Below are 16,552 nucleotides of genomic sequence, written 5' to 3' on the forward strand. Positions count from 1 at the left end.
CCTTGGTACTTCACGCTCCGCCGCGTTACCGTGAGCAGGTATCGGCTCACTTGGGCGGAGATGTGGTGATGGGCGCCATAATCGCGATAGTCCTTATCGTCTTGATCGTCGGCATTGCCGTGTTCGCCGTGATGCGCGGGATTCGTATCGTGCCGCAGGCGCGGGCCGGGATCGTGGAACGCTTCGGCAGGTACCACCGGACCCTGCACGCGGGGCTGAACATCGTGGTGCCGTTCATCGACCGGCTGCGCCCGCTCATCGACCTGCGCGAGCAGGTGGTCAGCTTCCCGCCGCAGCCCGTCATCACCAAGGACAACCTGGTGGTCGGCATCGATACGGTGATCTACTTCCAGGTGACCGACCCGAAGGCGGCGACCTATGAAATCGCCAACTACGTGGCGGCGGTGGAGCAGCTCACCGTCACCACGCTGCGGAACGTGGTCGGCGGCATGGACCTGGACATGACGCTCACCTCGCGGGACAAGATCAACGGCGAGCTCCGCAAGGAGCTCGACGAGGCGACGGGCCGGTGGGGTCTGCGGGTGAGCCGGGTTGAGCTCAAGGCCATCGAGCCGCCCGCGTCGATCCAGGACTCCATGGAGAAGCAGATGCGCGCGGACCGGGACAAGCGCGCCGCGATCCTGTCCGCCGAGGGCGCCAAGCAGTCCGCGATCCTGACTGCGGAAGGCGCGCGGCAGGCGGCGGTGCTGCGGGCGCGCGGCGAGGCCGAGGCTGCGGTCGTGCGCGCGGACGCGGAGGCGACCGCGCAGGCGACCAGGGCGAGGGGCGAGGCGCAGGCCATCGCGACCGTGTTCCAGGCGATCCATGAGGGCAATCCGGACCAGCGGCTGCTCGCCTACAAGTACCTGGAGATGCTTCCGGAGATCGCCCAGGGCGGCGCGAACAAACTGTGGATCGTGCCGAGCGAGCTCGGCAAGGCCCTCGAGGGCCTTGGCGCGCTGTTCGGCGCGGCGTCCGATGCCAACGGCGCGCGCCAGCTGCCACGCGATGACACGCCGCAGGCGCTGCCCGGGCACACGCCAGAGGCGCTGCCGGGGCCCGACGGCGGCGGCAGCATCACCCGCCTGCCCTTGTAAGCGCCGCCTAGCACTGCCTGGTAAGCGGTGTCCTGGTGAGCGACGCGCCGGTAAGCTCCGGCCGTCGGCGCCGAAGCCGCGGGGCGCCCTAGTCAGGCGGCGGGACTGCCCCGTGTGGCTCTTTGCGGCCTTGGGGCCGACGGTGGCACGGACCTGGACGGTGCCGGAGTCGGTGACCCGGGTGTCGAACGCCGGCTGCCTCGCGGTGGCCGGGCCGTGCATGACCGCGCCGTCGCTCAGCCGGAAGGTCGAGCCGTGCCAGGGGCAGACCACACAGGTGGCGCCGTCCACGCTGGTCAGCCGCCCCTGGTGCAGCGGGCCGCCGAGGTGCGCGCAGTGGTCGGATAGCACGCGGACTTCTGCGCCGCCGCGCACGGTGAGCAGGCTCAGGTAGCCGAGCTGGCGGCGGACCGGCCGCCTCTCAGGCAGTTCGTCGAGCGGGCACAGGTCGTTCCAGCCGAGTTCTGCCAGGTGACCGATGGGCTCGGCGTGGCTTGCCCCCGCCCCAAGCCGTAGCGCTAGGTGCCCGCCGAGGTACGCACCCGCCGTTGCGGCCATCAGGCCGGCGGCCGACAGCAGCTTGGCCTTGCCGCGGTGACCGGCCACGCGGGCCAGCAGCGAGCTGGCGAACAGCATCGTGGCGCTGGCCTGGGCGGTGGCGTGCACCAGGCCGACGCGCTGCTGGTGGCGGTGGAGCGCGGACCAGTCGGCAAGACCGGTGGCGACGGCGGGAACGGCCGCGGCGAGCCCCGCTCCGACCAGCGTCGCGGCGGCACGCTCGGCGCTCCGGCCGCCGCACAGGTCGAGCAGCACGGCGGAGGTCCAGCAGCCGACAGGAATCCTGACGAGCGCGGGATGAGCGGGCTGACCGAACGGCACGCCGTGCAGCGCGTCGGCCTGCCGCCCTGGAGGCAGGGCGCGCACCACGGCGCCGGAAAGGGCGTTGACTGGGCCGTCGAGGGCCGGCGCACGTTCGATGCGCTCGGCGAGCGTGGCCGGCCGTGCCGACCTGACCGCCCGCCTCGCCTCGCCACTGAGGAATCGCACGGAGGGGACGTACCCAGTCAACCCGCCGAAGTCACCCGTCGGCCGCCCGCGGCCTGGATTTTTCCGTTATCTGGCAGGGAAACGTCAGGCGGCGTCAGGCCTGGAAGCGGTAGCCCATGCCCGGCTCGGTGAGCAGGTAGCTGGGACGTGACGGCTCTTCCTCGAGCTTACGGCGGAGCTGGGCGATGTAAACGCGCAGGTAGTTGGATTCTGAGCCGTACGCGGGGCCCCAGACGTCCTGAAGCAGCTGTTTCTGGGTGACGAGCCTGCCGCGGTTGCGGACGAGGATCTCAAGTAGCTGCCACTCGGTGGGGGTGAGCCTGACGTCGGCGCCGTCCCTGGTGACCCGCTTGGCGGCGAGGTCCACGGTGAAGCCGGGTGTTTCCACGACGGGCTCGTCGGGCTCGGGGGAGGCACGGCGGACCGCGGCGCGGAGCCGGGCGAGCAGCTCGTCCATGCCGAACGGCTTCGTCACATAGTCGTCGGCACCGGCGTCGAGCGCGGCGACCTTCTGGTGCTCGGCGCCCCATACCGACAAGACGATGATCGGCGTGGCGGTCCAGCCGCGGACACCGTGGATGACCTCGGTGCCGTCCATGTCGGGCAGGCCCAGGTCGAGGATGACGGCATCCGGGCGCTCGCGGGAGACGGCGGCGAGGCCGGACGTGCCGTCGGTCGCGGTGCTTACCTCGTAGTTGCGGGCGGTCAGGTTGATCCGCAGCGCCCGGAGGATCGACGGCTCGTCGTCGATCACGAGGACCCGGGTCATAAGTCAGCTCCGAGGGTGGCGCGGACGCCACTCGCCGCTGCGGGCAGAGTGATCCGCATGGTCAGCCCGCCGCCCGGGGTGTCGACCGCCACGATCGTGCCGCCCATCGCCTCGGCGAATCCCTTGGCGACGGCCAGGCCGAGCCCCACCCCGGAAGATCGCGCGTCGAGGCGGGCGAACGGCTCGAAGATTCGCTCCTTGGACTCGGCCGGCACCCCGGTGCCGTGGTCCACCACGTCGATGACGACCCGGGTGCCGTCTTCCCTGGCGCGCAGCAGCGGGTGCCTGCCTGGCGGCGAGTGCCGCAGCGCGTTGGAGAACAGGTTGGCGAACACCCGCTCGAGCAGCCCGGGATCCGCCCGGACGAGGGGGAGGTCGTCGGGGACGGCGATCATCATGTGGTCGGCGTCGTCGAGGCCGCGCAGCGCGACGGGTGCCACCTCGTCGACTGCGGTGGCGCGCAGGAACGGCTCGAGCGAGCCGGCCTGGATGCGGCCCATGTCGAGCAGGTTGCCAACGAGCGCGTCGAGCCGGTCGGCGTTCTGCTCGATGTTGGCGAGCAGTTCCGCCTCATCGTCCGGCGACCAGTGCACATCGGTCTGCCGCAGGCTCGACACGCTGGCCTTGATCGAGGCGAGGGGCGTGCGCAGGTCGTGGCTGACCGCGCGGAGCAGCGCGGTCCGCATCCGGTCACCCTCGGCGAGCGCTTCGGCCTGCGCCGCCTGGGTACGCAGCCGTGCCCGGTCGAGTGCCGCGACGGCCTGGGCGGTGTAGCCGGCGAGCAGCGAGGCCGTCGCGCTTGCCGCCTGGCCGGTCACCTCGAGAGCCAGGTCGGGTCGCACTTCGAAGCGCAGCACGGTTCCTTCCGCGTCCTCGGCGCCGCTGGCGGCGACCTTGATCCAGCGGGCGCCCACCCGCTCGAGCAGTTCGGCGCGCCCGCCGTGGCTGACAGTCAGGTGGTCGAGCACGTCGCCTGGGGTGTCCGCGCCGCCGAGCACCGTCTGGGCCAGGCCGAGCAGCGACTGAGTTTCCTTCGAACTGCGGGCCGCGTCCGCCTCGCGCCGCGCCGCCAGGTGGACCACGCTGCTCACCGCCACCGCCACGGTGACGAACAGCACCAGGGCGAGCAGGTTCCTCGGCTCGGCGATGGTCAGCGTGTGCAACGGCGCGGTGAAGTACCAGTTGAGCAGCAGGCAGGCGGCGACGGCGGCGAACACCGCGGGCCAGAAGCCGCCGACAACGGTGACCGCGACCACGGCGACCAGGTAGATCAGCAGTTCGTCGGTGAAGTTGAGGTGGGACCCGAGCGCGGTGAGCAGCATGGTGAGCAGCGGCAGCCCGGCCACGGCGAGCACGGCCCCCGCCACCTGCCTGCGCCGGGAGATGCCGCTCTGCTCGCGCTTTTCCACAGCTTCTAGTGTCGCTCTTCCGGCGCTCCAGCGGAACGTCGCGCCCGCCATCGCGCAGGCGAGCGCCGTGACGGTGAGGGTGATCGCCGCCCGTTCGGCGACCAGCCCGGTCAGGTGCAGGTCCGCATAGGGCGGCCGGGAGAAGCCGGTGACGGTCAGCCAGCCGATGATGCCGAGCGGTACCGCGGCCGCCGGCTGGGCGACCGCGGCGAGCACGCCGACCACGATGGCGCAGGCGATGAGCACCCCGGTGGCGCCGAGCCGGCCGCCGAGAGCGGCGGCCACGGTGCCGACGGCGAGCAGGGCCGCGAACCCGGCAGGCAGCACGTAGGGGGCAGGCAACCCGCCGCGCCAGGGGGGACGGCGCAGCGGGTCACGACGCCACAGCGGAGCGCGCGTCCCGCGCCACCCCGCCGGTGTCATCGCCTGCCTGCTTCTAGTCATCTTGGAAGCCATTTCAGCCCTTGCGCGGCCGAACATGGTCAATCTTGACGATTTCCTAACGCCCAGCTCAGAAGGCTTAACGCGGCACTTGCGGTCATCTGCTGCGGTAACGCCTAGCGTGAAGCGCGCTATGAGAAATCACCTGCCGGCCCCCCACGGAACCGGGCTCGCGAACGGCCTGCCTGACGAGCTCTCGACCGATGTCTTGCCGGGCGGCGGACTGCCAGAGACGTTCGGATTCAAGCTCAAGCGGAAGCTGCTCGGCCCGCCGCTCGTCAACGAGCAGATGAGTGAGCAGCGGCTGTCGCGTCCGCTCGCGCTTGGCGTGCTCTCCTGCGATGGCATCTCCTCGGCCGCCTACGGCACCGAGGAGATCCTGATCGAGCTCGTGCCCATCGTCGGGCTTGCCGCGTTCACCCTCATCCTGCCGATGACCTTGCTCGTCCTGGCGGGCATCGCGCTCGTCGTGCTGTCCTACCGCGAGGTCGTCTCCGTCTACACCAGGGCCGGCGGCTCCTACGTGGTGGCGCGGGAGAACTTCGGTCCCCGGGTTGCCCAGGTCGCCGCCGTGGCGCTGCTCATCGACTACGTAGTCACCGTCGCGGTCCAGGTGGCGGCCGGCAGCGCGGCGATCGTGTCCGCCTTCCCGCAGCTTGGCAACATCCCGGTGATCGGATCAAACATCCTCACGGTTACCTCCGTGATCGCGGTGCTGATCATGTGCTACGGAAACCTGCGGGGCATCCGCGAGGCGGGCCGGTCCTTCGCGCTGCCCACGTACCTGTTCTCCGGCTCGGTCGCGCTGATGATCATCGCCGGGCTATTCAGGGAACTCTTCGGCGGCGGCCTCCCGCACGTCGGTGCCTACCCAGGCCCGGCCTTCCCCATCGGGCACAGCACTCAGGGGCTGCTCAGCTTCGGGATGATCTATATGCTGGCGCGCGCCTTCGCCAACGGCGGCTCGTCGCTGACCGGCATCGAGGCCGTCTCCAACGCGGTGGGCGCGCTGCGTCCGCCGGAGGGCCGCAACGCCAGGCAGATCCTGGTCACCCAGGGGTCCATTGTCGCGTTCCTGATCGCAGGGATCTCCTGGCTGGCGCACATCACCCACGCCATCCCCTACCTGGCCGGCTATCCCACGGTGCTCGCCCAGGAGGCCAACGTCGTCTTCGGCAGCGGAGCGCACTTCATGTACTTCGTGGTGCAGGCGGCGACCGCGTTGATCCTGTTCACCGGCGGCAACACCAGTTTCAGCGGCTTTCCCTATCTCGCCAGCTTCGTCGCCGGCGACTCGTTCCTGCCCCGCTGGCTGACAAAGCGCGGGCACCGGCTCGCGCTTTCCAACGGCATCATCGTGCTCACTGTCGTCTCGCTGGCCCTGCTGATCGCGGTCGGCGCCAACGTCAACGGGCTGATCCCGTTCTACGCGATCGGCGTGTTCACCGGGTTCACGATGGCCGGCTTCGGCATGGCCAAGTACCACAAGCGGGTCAAGGAACGCGGCTGGCGGCGCAGGAGGATCATCAACGTGACCGCCGCCGTCTACACCGCCATCGTCGTCGCGATCTTCGCGATCGTGAAGTTCACCGAGGGCGCGTGGCTGATCGTCATCGTCTTCCCGGTTCTCGTCTTCCTGCTCATCCGGCTGAACAGGGAGTACCGGATGGAGTCCGAGGTGCTGGAGAACATCGGCGGCAGGCGCGCCGCGGGCATCCCGCCCAGGCAGCCGAACTACAGCCGCCGGGTGGTGCTGATCTTCGTGGACGACGTGGACCTCGCCACCTTCGCCGCGATCAGGTACGCGCGCGGCCTGCGCCCCACCACCCTGCGCGCGGTGCACTTCGTCATCGACGGCGACCGGGCGCAGCAGCTGCACGAGAAGTGGATCAGGTTCGGGCAGGACATACCGCTCGAGATGATCGACACCCCGGACCGGCGGCTCACCCGCGCCTCGCTCGAGCTGGTCAGCCGCGAGGCGGCGGCCAAGAGCACCCAGGTCACTGTGGTGCTGCCGCGGCGGGGCTACTCGCCGCTGCTCGGCCGCCTGCTGCACGACCGCACCGCGGACAAGATGGCCGAGGTGATCAGCCAGGTACCCGACGCGGCCGCCACGATCATCCCGTTCGACGTGGAGGGCAGGGTGCACCTGCTGCACGCCAGGCACGCCGCGAGCCTCGCGGCGCAGGCGGGGGAATCGGAGCCGGCCGCAACCGTTCGGGCTAAGGACGGACAGCAGGCGGCGGCGGCCGGCACCGTGACGCTCAACGGATCCGGCGGACCGCCCGCTGAGCGCGCGCCTGGCGTTTCCGCGATCGGCGAGCTGAGCACCGCCAGGAAGGTGACCGTGGAGGGCAAGGTCAGCGCCATATCGATCCACCCCGTCGAGAACAGCTGCGTGTTCGAGGCCGCGGTGACCGATCACACCGGGGTGCTGACCGCCAAGTTCTACGGCAGGACGAGCATCCCCGGCTTCGAGCCAGGCGTGCGGGTACGGCTGGCAGGCAAGGTGTCCGTGCGCGAGACGGGGTCGTTCATGATCAACCCGGCGTACGAGCTGCTTGCCAGGGGCGAGCAGGGGGAGTAGGCGGCAGGGCCTCGTTCCGGTAGCAAATGTCTCGGGCTGTGAAATCGTGCAAAGTCATCTGCACGTTGTTTTAATGGAACACGACATATGCACGTGCACGACACCTGGACCCGGAAGAGGGAAATCAAGGATGTCATCGGATCACGCCTGCCACATGCCAGCCGCGGCCGTCGATGCCACGTGGATCAAGAGCGGCCGCAGCAACCCCAATGGGGAATGCGTCGAGATGGCCCGGTTGCCCGACGGGAAGGTCGCCGTCCGGAACTCCCGGTACCCGGACGGCCCCGCGCTCATCTTCCCCCGCGAGGCGGTCGCCGCGCTTGTCCGCGCGATCCGCGGCGGCGAATTGGAGGATCTGGTTCTTTAAACGTCCGGCAGTATGACTTAGAATCAGTGTTTTCTGGTCCGCAGGAACTCCGCCATCCGACCAGGGAGCACCAGTGATCTCCGGTGTGCAGCAGATTGAAGGCGACTATCCCCCGCCACCCGCTGCCCGCGTGCCAGCGGCGTTCTCTGTATCGCGTACCGGACCGACAGTGCTGCGCATGGTCCTTGGCGCCTCTTTGCGACAGTACCGTGAGGCCGCCGGTCTCTCCACGGCACAGGCCGCATTCAAGATCCGGGCGACCCATTCCAAGATCAGCCGCATGGAACTCGGCCGCGTCGCCGTCAAGCAGAGGGACGTGGACGACCTGCTGAAGTTTTACGGGGTCACCGATGAGGACGTGCGGGAAAGGCTCGTCGAACTCGCCTTGCAGTCCGCAGCCCCGGGATGGTGGCACCAGTACGCCGACGTGCTACCGGACTGGTTCGAGCGGTACATCGGCCTGGAAAGAGGCGCCGCCGAGATACGCGGCTATCAGTTGCAGTTCGTCCCCGGGCTCCTGCAGACCACGGACTACGCTCGCTCCGTCATCCGTATCGGAAACCGGCACGCTCCCGAAGATGAGATCGACCGGAGAGTCAGGGTGCGGATGGAGCGCCAGCGGCTGCTCACCGACCAGCAGCCCCCAAAGGTATGGATGGTGCTGGATGAGGCGGCGCTGCGCCGCGCACCGGACGGGGAAGCGGAAATGCGCGCCCAGATCGAGCACCTCCTGGCGGTCACGGAACTGCCTCACGTCACCTTGCAGATCGTCCCGTTCCGCAGCGGCCCGCACTCCGCGGCGGGCGGCCCGTTCAGCATCCTCCGGTTTGACGCCTGGGATGTCCCTGACGTGGTGTTCCTGGAGCAGCTCGACTCCGCCATCTACCTCGATGACCGCCAGGTCCTGGGATACCGCACCATCTGGGACCAGCTCGCCGTCGAGGCCGCCGAGCCGGACCAGAGCAGGGAAATGCTGCAGGTGCTGCTGAGGGAAACTTAGAATGACCTACAAATCGCCTGCCCCCGCCGCGATAGACACCACGGCACCGCATTCGGCGCGTGTGTGGAATTACTGGCTCGGAGGCAAGGACTGGTATCCGGTCGACAAGGAGACCGGCGACAGGGTCGCGGCGCTCTACCCCGACATCGTACTCCTGGCACGGGCGGCGAGGGAGTTCCTGAAGAACGCGGTCCGTTACCTTGCCGTCGAGGAGGGGATCCGGCAGTTCCTCGACATCGGGACGGGCCTGCCGACCGCCATGAACACCCATGAGGCCGCCCAGGCGGCGGCCCCGGAATCAAGGGTCGTCTACGTCGACAATGACCCGCTGGTTCTCGCGCACGCCCGCGCCCTGCTCAACAGCAACCCGCGGGGCACCACCGACTACATCCACGCCGACCTGCACGACCCCGCCGCGATCGTCGACGCCGCCCGTCGCACCCTGGACCTGAGCCAGCCGGTAGCGATCACGCTCATCGCCATCATGCACCACGTCGAGGACTACGACCAGGCCCGGCTGATCGTGAACAGCCTGGTGGAGGCAGTGCCGCCGGGAAGCTACCTGGCGCTCTCACACAGCACCAACGTGATTAACGGCAAGGGGTCGGATGACGCCGTCGCGCAGTACAACCGGTTCGGCCGGCCCCGCGTAACCTTGCGCAGCCTCGAACAGATCGGCGGCTTCTTCGACGGCCTGGACATGCTCGAGCCCGGGCTGGTGTCCACCACGAGGTGGCGGCCGAACCTGGGCGAGATCGGCACGCTGCCGGTTGAAGTGGACCAGTTCTGTGCGGTAGCGCGCAAGCCATGATCCCGGTCGGCTGGCGCTAGCTGTCCTCGCCCGGCGTGAGCAGCTCATAGGCGGGATTGATCATCACGGGCTGGCCGCCGCGGATGCCCGCGGAGCCGGTGAGCCTGAGCCGGGCGCCGCAGATCACGCCCGGGATGTGCGACCGGCCGTAGAACATCGCGGTGAGGTTGCCCGTCGAGTCGTTGATCTCGACGGCGAGCACCGAGTTCCGCTCGACCGGGCGGATCTCCATGACCCGGACCTTGCCCTCCACCGTGACCTTGCCGCCGGAGACGGTGCCGATGGCGACGACACCCTTCGTGGGCGCGACGCGCTTCCTCGGCAGGCTGTGCGCCGCGGCGACGTCGGACTCGCGGGCGAGTTCCTGAGCGGTCGCCGCCATGCCCTCCCGTCCGCCCCTGTCCGTCCTGAGTTCCTCAGGCTCGGCGGGCTTGCCCGCTCTCGCCGCGGCCGCCGCGGCCTTGGCGGCAGCCTGGCGCGCCTGGAGCACCGCCACCCGGCCCGGCACGTCGTAGGGCACGATCGTGGCGGCCGACCGCGGTATGCGGCTGACGGCGGCGGCGATCTTGTCACCGGTGCGGTCATGCAGCAGGCGGCCGAGCAGCGGCGAGTAGCTGCGCCGCGGCAGGATCACCGTGACGTGCGTGCCCGGGTCGGCGACCTCGCGCTCGGCCAGGTCGATGGCGGCCTTGGTGAGCCGCCTGTCGGGGCAGTCGATGAAGTCGAGCGCCACGCCCCTGTCCGCCCTTGTCCACTTCTCCCGCAGCTTCTCCGCGCGCAGGCTGTCGATCACGAAGTGCACCGCGCGGACCTGGGTGGGCCGCAGCGACCTGGCATAGCGGAGCGCGGCGAGCGTGGCCAGGTCGAAGTCGTCGACGAAGACGTAGACGACCCGGCGGGTGTAGTGCGGTGGTGGCGGCGGCTGCTCGCCGCTGACCGTCTCGAGCACCTCGGTCTCTGCCCGGTACTCGGCATTCAGCCTGATCAGGGCGGGAACGAAGATCGCGAACAGCACGAGCACGACCCAGGCGCCCTCGGTGAACTTCACGATCGCGAAGATCGCGACGACGATCGCCGACAGCGTGCCCGCCGCGAAGTTGATCCAGAACTTGTGCCGCCAGCCCAGTTCGCGGCGCGTGTGATGGTACTTGGCCATGCCGAAGCCGGCCATCGTGAACGCGGTGAACACGCCGATCGCGTACAGCGGCACCAGGCTGTTGACGTCCGCGTCCTTGATGACGAGCAGCGCGACCGAGGTGACCGCGAGCAGGATGATCGCGTTGGAGAACACCAGCCGGTGCCCGCGCTTGAGCAGCCAGCGGGGCAGGAACGAGTCGCCCGCCACGTAGCTGGTCAGGAACGGGAAGCCGTTGAAGCTCGTGTTGCCGCCTGTGTAGAGGATCAGCATGGTCGCGAGCTGGACGAGCAGGAACAGCGTGTGACCGAGGACCGTCGGGCCGAAGACGATCTGGGCTTCCTGGGCGAGCAGTGTCGGGTAACCGGCGGTTCGCGGGGTGGCGTGGGTGATGTGCGCGAGCCAGCCGATGCCCGCCACGAGCACGCCGAGGATGATGCCCTCGGCGACGAGTACCTTGCGGGCGTTCCTGCCCTCCGGCGGGCGGAACGCGCCCACGGCGTCGCTGACGGCCTCGATGCCGGTCAGCGACGCGCCGCCGTTGGCGAAGGCGCGCAGCAGCGTGAAGATCATCACGCCGGTAACGAGTCCCTCGGTGCCCGGGCCGATCGTGTAGGTGCCGTGCAGCGTGGTCGGGTCGAGGGGGTGCAGGTTCCCTATGACCTCGCGGATCAGGCCGACCACGATCATCAGGATGACCGCGCCGGAGAACAGGTAGGTCGGCACCGCGAACGCCTTGCCTGCCTCCTTGATGCCGCGCAGGTTGCCGTAGCACATGAGCAGCACGACGCCGACGCAGATCTCCACCTTGTACGGGCCGATGGCGGGGATCGCGGACGCCACGGCGGCGGTCCCCGCCGCGATCTGCACCGCGACGGTGACCACGTAGTCGATCAGCAGCGCCACCGCGCAGATCTGCGCGATGCGCGGGCCGAAGTTCTCCCGCGCCACGACGTAGGAGCCGCCCGGCCTGATGTAGACCATGACGACCTCGCGGTAGGAGAGCACCACGAGCGTCATCACCAGCAGGATGACCAGCGTCAACGGGAGGATCAGCGTGAAGGCGGCAAGGCCGGCGATCGGCAGCAGTGCGATGAGGATTTCCTCGGTGCCGTACGCCGACGAGGAGATGCCGTCCGGCGACAGCACGCCAAGCCCGAGCGGGTTCGACAGCCGCTGCTCGCCGAGCTGCTCGTTAACGAGCGGCGGACCAAGCAGGTGCGTCTTCGCCGTGTACCACAGGGAATCCGGCTGACGGGCGTGCTCCTTAGTGAGCTGGCCGCCACCCTGACCCCCGCTCCCGTCGAGCGCTCCCGCGGCCTTGGGCATAGCCACCATCTGCCTCTTTCTCCGTGAAACATACCGGTGACTTCTTACCATGCTCATCGATGTAAGAAGAACGACCCGTGACGGGATACCCCATCGCTGCCACGTTCATCCACAGATGTCCCGGTGATGACAAACGATGTCTTGCGTCTTCGGACGGGGACGGGCAGGCCAGAACGAAAAACGGCCAGCCTCGGGTGAGGCTGGCCGTCACAGCTGAGACTTACCTATGGAACGTGAGGTGGCTCGGCACGTGACTGGTACTGGCCCGGTTCCCGGACCCGCGGAAGCGGCGCGGGCGCCGCTTCCTGCTTGTCTTCGTGCTCGCGGTCGCTGTCGCGTGGGTACTGGCCGGGACACAGAACTCCCGCGAAGTCGGCGACGATGTCGCCGACGGCCAGGTCAAGCTGCTCACGGCGACGCCGCACGAGGAGAAGGCGACTGGCACCAATCACCGCATTCCGGACGACACCACCGAGACCACTCAGGTGAAAGAGCTGCTGGAGCCGGTGAACCCTGACAACGCGGTCGTTACCGCCGGCGCCCAGCTGAAGACCGCGGGATACATCGTCGTCAACACGGACGACGGGAACCGCGACTCGGACTATCCGTACGTCGGAGGACGACAGGATCCGCTGCTTACCGCGGACCCGCCTACCAGGAGACCCATGCTTGGCATCCGTCGTCCACGCGAACGCCAGCGCGCCGCCTACCATACCGAGCAGCATGCCGACGAAGAAACCACCGAGATTGGAAGTGGTCCATGACCATAGGGCCAGAAAGATCGCAATGAGCGAATAGATAATCCGGTCGATGGGATTGAGCCACAGCAGCACTCCCATGAGAAGCAGGTGTGCCGGAATCAGGTAGCCGGCCAGACCCTGGATCCCGATGTGAGGGACAGCCGAAATCAAATCTTGCTCGGACAGTAGCATCTCGCTTGCGCCGATCATAACGAGAAGCCCGCCCCAGAACGGACGGCTTCTCCGCCAGATCCAGAACAAATGCCGTGCCATCATGAGTGATTCGCCCGGCGACCGAGTCGGCCTCTGTTTAGATCGGCCGCTGCCAGAGCCGGGCACTGGGATCATTGCTAACATCCGCCGCCAAACCGCAGCTGGAATCCTGGGAGCGTAAAGGAGCTCGCGGTAACGGCGTAGGCGTGCTGGACCAGATCGCTTATGGTCACCTGCGTGGCTTTCATGGAGAAACCACCTGCCGGGCCCTGCACGCCCGGCACCATATTGAGTGTGCTGGCGTCCCGACCCAAGGTCAGGTGCTTGAAGGACGCATTCCCGGAGAAGTGGTCTGCGTCCACGACCAGGTTGGTCGCGACAACGGGGGTGCTGCCATTGCCCGCTGTAATGATCATGGGCACGCCGAGGATGTCCACGCTCTGGCAAAGGTCACTTATCCTGGCAGACCGCAAAGCGGTGGCAGCAAGGACTATTTGGTTGCTGTGGCCGGGCAAGTCATTGGTAGCTGAGTGCTGCACCACGCCAAACAGTTCGAAACCCTGTCCCTGCAATTGCTTGGCAGTGACGTTAATAGGCCTGCCGGAGATGCTGATCGACACCGCCAGCACCGACTGCGCGGTAAGTACCAATAGCATGACCATCAAGGCGGTGGCGGGTACCAGGATGATCGCGAAGCGTCTCCACCGCACTCGTCCGAGCTCAGGGAGCGACATCTTTTCGACAAACGTCACGTTTGCCTCCAGTCTGCGGGAAGGGCACCCGCGCGGGGGGTGAGCCCTCGTTGTTGACGAGCCCGGACGCTACACACCGTCGGTTCGCCGATACAGCGTGCAACCTCGACCGCACGCTAGCCGCAGCTGCCCCTGAACTCAAGGCTAAGCGCAGCGTGTCCCACTTACGTTTGAGTTGAAACTCCTGTACCACGCACGAGTGCCCTCCGACGCGGATGCTGGAGTTGCGAAGGGCTACTGGCGGGGAACAACAAGTCTTGTGGGGTTGGTCTATGAGCGAGTTGGGACTGGGCCACCGCTGGTCCTCTTGCACGGCCTCGGCCACCGACGGCAGGCGTGGTACGCGGTTGTCAGCCGACTTGCACCGCAGCGAGACCTGATACTGGTTGACCTGCCCAGTCATGGCGAGTCTCCGCCCCTGGACACCACCGGGCGCTCGGTGCGCCAGGCGCTCATCGGCGACCTGCTCGACCTGCTCGACGAGCTTGGCCTGGACTATCCGCACCTGGCCGGGAACTCGTTGGGCGGCTGGCTGGCCCTCGAAGCGGCCGCCAGCGGCCGTGCGGCCAGCGTGACCGCGTTCTCGCCGGCCGGGTTCTGGCGGACATCCCGCCAGTTCTCGTACGCACGGGCGGCCTTGCGGACCATGCACATACTCGGCCGGGTGGGCCGGCCGCTCGGCCCGGCGTTGTCCAGGAAGACGGCTGGCAGGGCGCTCATTTACGCAGTCATCGTGAGCAGGCCATCTCGGGTAAGTCCAGTGCAAGCAGCGGGAGACATGGCAGCTTTCCTGGCAGCCAGAAAGGCGGCAGATAGCATCCTGTCGGCAGCAACTCCATTTACTGACTTCATTCCGGCAAACGTTCCTGTGACCATTGCCTGGGGGACCAGAGACCGCCTGCTGTCGCCGCGCCAGGCGCTGGTGGCAAAGGAACGGCTGCCGGCCGCTCGACTGGCCCTACTGCCGGGCTGCGGGCACGTGCCGATGACCGACGACCCACACCTGGTGGCCGACATCCTGCTACGTGGCAGCCGGGCGGAGTCCGGGCTGGTGGGCCACCTGGGCGACGGCTTACCAGTTGGAGTCAGAACCGCCCTGCCCCGCTGGGGCGCCCGCCCACCTGTTAGGCCTCGCGGCACGGGAACGCCACTGGATTATTTCGGGCGATAACTCGCCACGTTCCATCACTGCCCGTGCGAATGACCTTGCACGGTGTAACATCCGCTACGGATGCGAACCCCGTTGCGTCGGCCGCAGATCCCGCGATTGGAGGAAGTAGCATGGCCTCGTCCATGGAGACGGGCCCCCAAGAAGGGCGCGTTCGCTGGCGCAGGTTCGCTGCCGCCTTCGTGCCCGCGATCCTGGCGGCCGCCGTGCTTGTGCTGCTGACCGCCCGGAGTGTGCTGGCCGTCTCGTTCAACATCTCGGGCACGCCGTTCGTGGTCACGGCCAGCCATCTCGACGGTCACGGGTTTGAACAATTCGGAACCGTCGATACGTCGGTCCTGAATAATCTGCCGGGAAATACCAATCAGGTAATCCTGACCGCCAACGCGATCCGGTCCGCCACCATCAGCCATCTATGCCTGAGCGTGACGGTCGGCGGGCTCTCGATGGTCATAACGGCCGGCACTGGCGGTACGCCAGTGACTGCCTCGAACCTGGTGGTGGATGCCGACCAGTTTTCTGGAGAAGCCTCGTTTACCCAGATCAATATCGGGCGGGATCCGAGCACACTCAACCAAGTCCCCGGAGTTACCGGACAACCGGGTGGATATGCCCTGCAAGCCGCAACGGTCGAAATCGAGAACTTGCGCCAGCACGCGTACGCCACCACGGCCGGCTCGTTCACGCTGCCGGGGTTCAGGCTCCACTTCGGCGGTGCTTGTTAGCCGTGGCCGCATACGGTAAAGACGCCGACACCGGGCCAGACGGAGAGCTCGCCGCGACAGCCGCCCCGGCGGTGAGGCGGGCATTGCCTAACTGGAGAGCGTGGCGGCGAGCCAGGCCGTTCTGGGGCGGGTTGTTCGTTGTGCTCGGCGGCGGAGAGATACTGTTGTCCGAGCTGGCCTCGCTCCCCCTCGTTATTCACATCGGGCTCCACGGGTTCGCCAGTTACGTTGTCCCGTTGCTGCTGCTAATCTGCGGGCTGCTGTTGTGGTTTCATCTGCCTCTGCGAACGTTCTACTCGGTTCTTGCAATACTGCTGGCTCTGGGCTCGTGGATCACGTCCAACCTCGGCGGTTTCTTCGCAGGGATGCTGCTCGGCCTGATCGGCGGCTCGCTTGCCTTCGCCTGGGTCAGCGGCGGTGACCGCAGAACCGGAACGCGTCCCGGCGGGGGGCGAGGGTAAGGAGCCGCCAGAGGGTCTGGATCTGATGCTCGGCGAGCCGCCGGTTGAAGCTCGTAGAGGTCGTCGGCCTGGGGTGCGATGAGCTCGCGCATGCCGAAGTCGTCGAGGACTGAGACGACGAAACCCGCGAGCCGACTTCATGAGAAGCCTTGCTCGCGGGTTTGCGCTGGTGAGGCTGGCGGAGGATGAGGGATTTGAACCCTCGAAGCGTTGCCACTTACACGCTTTCCAAGCGTGCGCCCTCGGCCACTAGGCGAATCCTCCGTCGAGAAGCTTACCGGATCCGGGGAGTCGGTAGGGCCGCCGCTGAACTGAGGCCGCTCGAGATGGGGTAGTTGGCCCAAGCGCTGCCAGGGGTGACTAGACTTGCAACCCGACCCCCCGTGCGGCGTTTACCTCGCCAACCCCCCCAGGGCCGGAAGGCAGCAAGGGTACGCGAGCTCTGACGGGTGCGCGGGGGGTCCCTCCCCGAGGCTTGGCATGTTCGGTGGCCTTGGGCCA

General features: G+C 67.8%; 13 protein-coding genes, 1 tRNA gene, 1 other RNA gene and 1 pseudogene. 9 read left to right on the forward strand and 7 right to left on the reverse strand.

The features are described from left to right. The first annotated feature begins 68 nt into the window (after positions 1–68). Positions 69–1,097 (forward strand): SPFH domain-containing protein, encoded by a 1,029-nt coding sequence (locus tag EAS64_RS39185; protein WP_145861665.1) that lies wholly within the window; start codon positions 69–71, stop codon positions 1,095–1,097. 210 nt (positions 1,098–1,307) lie between these two features. On the opposite strand, the pseudogene EAS64_RS47240 reads toward EAS64_RS39185, so the two are convergent. From EAS64_RS47240 to EAS64_RS39200, 3 genes and pseudogenes are all read right to left on the reverse strand, one after another. Then, positions 1,308–2,144 (reverse strand): annotated as a pseudogene (locus tag EAS64_RS47240) (Rieske (2Fe-2S) protein); the annotation flags it as partial. 94 nt (positions 2,145–2,238) lie between these two features. After that, complete coding sequence (locus EAS64_RS39195) at positions 2,239–2,913, reverse strand: response regulator (protein WP_145861667.1); 675 nt, start codon at positions 2,911–2,913, stop codon at positions 2,239–2,241. Then, positions 2,910–4,745 (reverse strand): DUF4118 domain-containing protein, encoded by a 1,836-nt coding sequence (locus tag EAS64_RS39200; RefSeq protein ID WP_187366504.1) that lies wholly within the window; start codon positions 4,743–4,745, stop codon positions 2,910–2,912. The genes EAS64_RS39195 and EAS64_RS39200 overlap by 4 nt, the downstream gene beginning before the upstream one ends. A gap of 151 nt (positions 4,746–4,896) precedes the next feature. Between EAS64_RS39200 and EAS64_RS39205 the strand changes: the two genes are divergently transcribed. The 4 genes from EAS64_RS39205 (at position 4,897) to EAS64_RS39220 (ending at position 9,528) form a co-directional block, all read left to right on the forward strand. Next, positions 4,897–7,350 (forward strand): amino acid permease, encoded by a 2,454-nt coding sequence (locus EAS64_RS39205; protein ID WP_145861671.1) that lies wholly within the window; start codon positions 4,897–4,899, stop codon positions 7,348–7,350. A gap of 130 nt (positions 7,351–7,480) precedes the next feature. After that, positions 7,481–7,717: a DUF397 domain-containing protein gene (locus EAS64_RS39210; RefSeq protein WP_145861673.1), complete on the forward strand. Its 237-nt coding sequence runs from the start codon at positions 7,481–7,483 to the stop codon at positions 7,715–7,717. A gap of 169 nt (positions 7,718–7,886) precedes the next feature. Next, the gene (locus EAS64_RS39215; RefSeq protein WP_500691527.1) at positions 7,887–8,717 is read left to right on the forward strand and encodes a Sco1979 family transcriptional regulator; all 831 of its coding nucleotides are present in this window, start codon (positions 7,887–7,889) and stop codon (positions 8,715–8,717) included. Position 8,718: 1 nt separating this feature from the next. Continuing rightward, entirely contained in the window at positions 8,719–9,528 is an 810-nt protein-coding gene (locus EAS64_RS39220) for an SAM-dependent methyltransferase (RefSeq protein WP_145861675.1), read from the forward strand. Between the two features lie 16 nt (positions 9,529–9,544). On the opposite strand, the gene EAS64_RS39225 is transcribed toward EAS64_RS39220, so the two are convergent. The 3 genes from EAS64_RS39225 to EAS64_RS39235 form a co-directional block, all read right to left on the reverse strand. Continuing rightward, a complete protein-coding gene (locus EAS64_RS39225) occupies positions 9,545–12,001 on the reverse strand; it encodes an amino acid permease (protein ID WP_222849941.1) in 2,457 nt (818 codons plus the stop codon). A 215-nt stretch (positions 12,002–12,216) separates the two neighbouring features. Then, positions 12,217–13,089 (reverse strand): DUF6114 domain-containing protein, encoded by an 873-nt coding sequence (locus tag EAS64_RS47765; RefSeq protein WP_369333575.1) that lies wholly within the window; start codon positions 13,087–13,089, stop codon positions 12,217–12,219. After that, on the reverse strand, positions 13,083–13,697 hold the full coding sequence (locus tag EAS64_RS39235; RefSeq protein ID WP_145861679.1) for a DUF6230 family protein: 615 nt from the start codon (positions 13,695–13,697) through the stop codon (positions 13,083–13,085). The genes EAS64_RS47765 and EAS64_RS39235 overlap by 7 nt, the downstream gene beginning before the upstream one ends. A gap of 259 nt (positions 13,698–13,956) precedes the next feature. Here EAS64_RS39235 and EAS64_RS39240 point away from each other — a divergent pair, with 259 nt between their 5' ends. From EAS64_RS39240 to EAS64_RS39250, 3 genes are all read left to right on the forward strand, one after another. Then, a complete protein-coding gene (locus EAS64_RS39240; protein WP_145861681.1) occupies positions 13,957–14,868 on the forward strand; it encodes an alpha/beta fold hydrolase in 912 nt (303 codons plus the stop codon). Between the two features lie 110 nt (positions 14,869–14,978). Then, entirely contained in the window at positions 14,979–15,590 is a 612-nt protein-coding gene (locus EAS64_RS39245; protein ID WP_145861682.1) for a DUF6230 family protein, read from the forward strand. Positions 15,591–15,661: 71 nt separating this feature from the next. Further along, on the forward strand, positions 15,662–16,051 hold the full coding sequence (locus tag EAS64_RS39250; RefSeq protein WP_145861853.1) for a DUF6114 domain-containing protein: 390 nt from the start codon (positions 15,662–15,664) through the stop codon (positions 16,049–16,051). A 176-nt stretch (positions 16,052–16,227) separates the two neighbouring features. Here EAS64_RS39250 and EAS64_RS39255 read toward each other — a convergent pair. Beyond that, positions 16,228–16,315, reverse strand: a tRNA-Ser gene (locus EAS64_RS39255). A 108-nt stretch (positions 16,316–16,423) separates the two neighbouring features. Here EAS64_RS39255 and ffs point away from each other — a divergent pair. Then, positions 16,424–16,520: signal recognition particle sRNA small type (ffs, locus tag EAS64_RS39260), an RNA gene on the forward strand. The last annotated feature ends 32 nt before the right edge of the window (positions 16,521–16,552 follow it).

It is taken from the genome of Trebonia kvetii (assembly GCF_007827045.1).
Classification (GTDB): domain Bacteria; phylum Actinomycetota; class Actinomycetes; order Streptosporangiales; family Streptosporangiaceae; genus Trebonia; species Trebonia kvetii.

What these genes read in the sequence shown, in the direction of transcription:
- EAS64_RS39185 (WP_145861665.1), top strand. Translation starts at nt 69, where the DNA reads ATGGGCGCCATAATCGCGATAGTCCTTATCGTCTTGATCGTCGGCATT.
- EAS64_RS39195 (WP_145861667.1), bottom strand. Translation starts at nt 2,913, where the DNA reads ATGACCCGGGTCCTCGTGATCGACGACGAGCCGTCGATCCTCCGGGCG.
- EAS64_RS39200 (WP_187366504.1), bottom strand. Translation starts at nt 4,745, where the DNA reads ATGACACCGGCGGGGTGGCGCGGGACGCGCGCTCCGCTGTGGCGTCGT.
- EAS64_RS39205 (WP_145861671.1), top strand. Translation starts at nt 4,897, where the DNA reads ATGAGAAATCACCTGCCGGCCCCCCACGGAACCGGGCTCGCGAACGGC.
- EAS64_RS39210 (WP_145861673.1), top strand. Translation starts at nt 7,481, where the DNA reads ATGTCATCGGATCACGCCTGCCACATGCCAGCCGCGGCCGTCGATGCC.
- EAS64_RS39220 (WP_145861675.1), top strand. Translation starts at nt 8,719, where the DNA reads ATGACCTACAAATCGCCTGCCCCCGCCGCGATAGACACCACGGCACCG.
- EAS64_RS39225 (WP_222849941.1), bottom strand. Translation starts at nt 12,001, where the DNA reads ATGGTGGCTATGCCCAAGGCCGCGGGAGCGCTCGACGGGAGCGGGGGT.
- EAS64_RS47765 (WP_369333575.1), bottom strand. Translation starts at nt 13,089, where the DNA reads ATGTTAGCAATGATCCCAGTGCCCGGCTCTGGCAGCGGCCGATCTAAA.
- EAS64_RS39245 (WP_145861682.1), top strand. Translation starts at nt 14,979, where the DNA reads ATGGCCTCGTCCATGGAGACGGGCCCCCAAGAAGGGCGCGTTCGCTGG.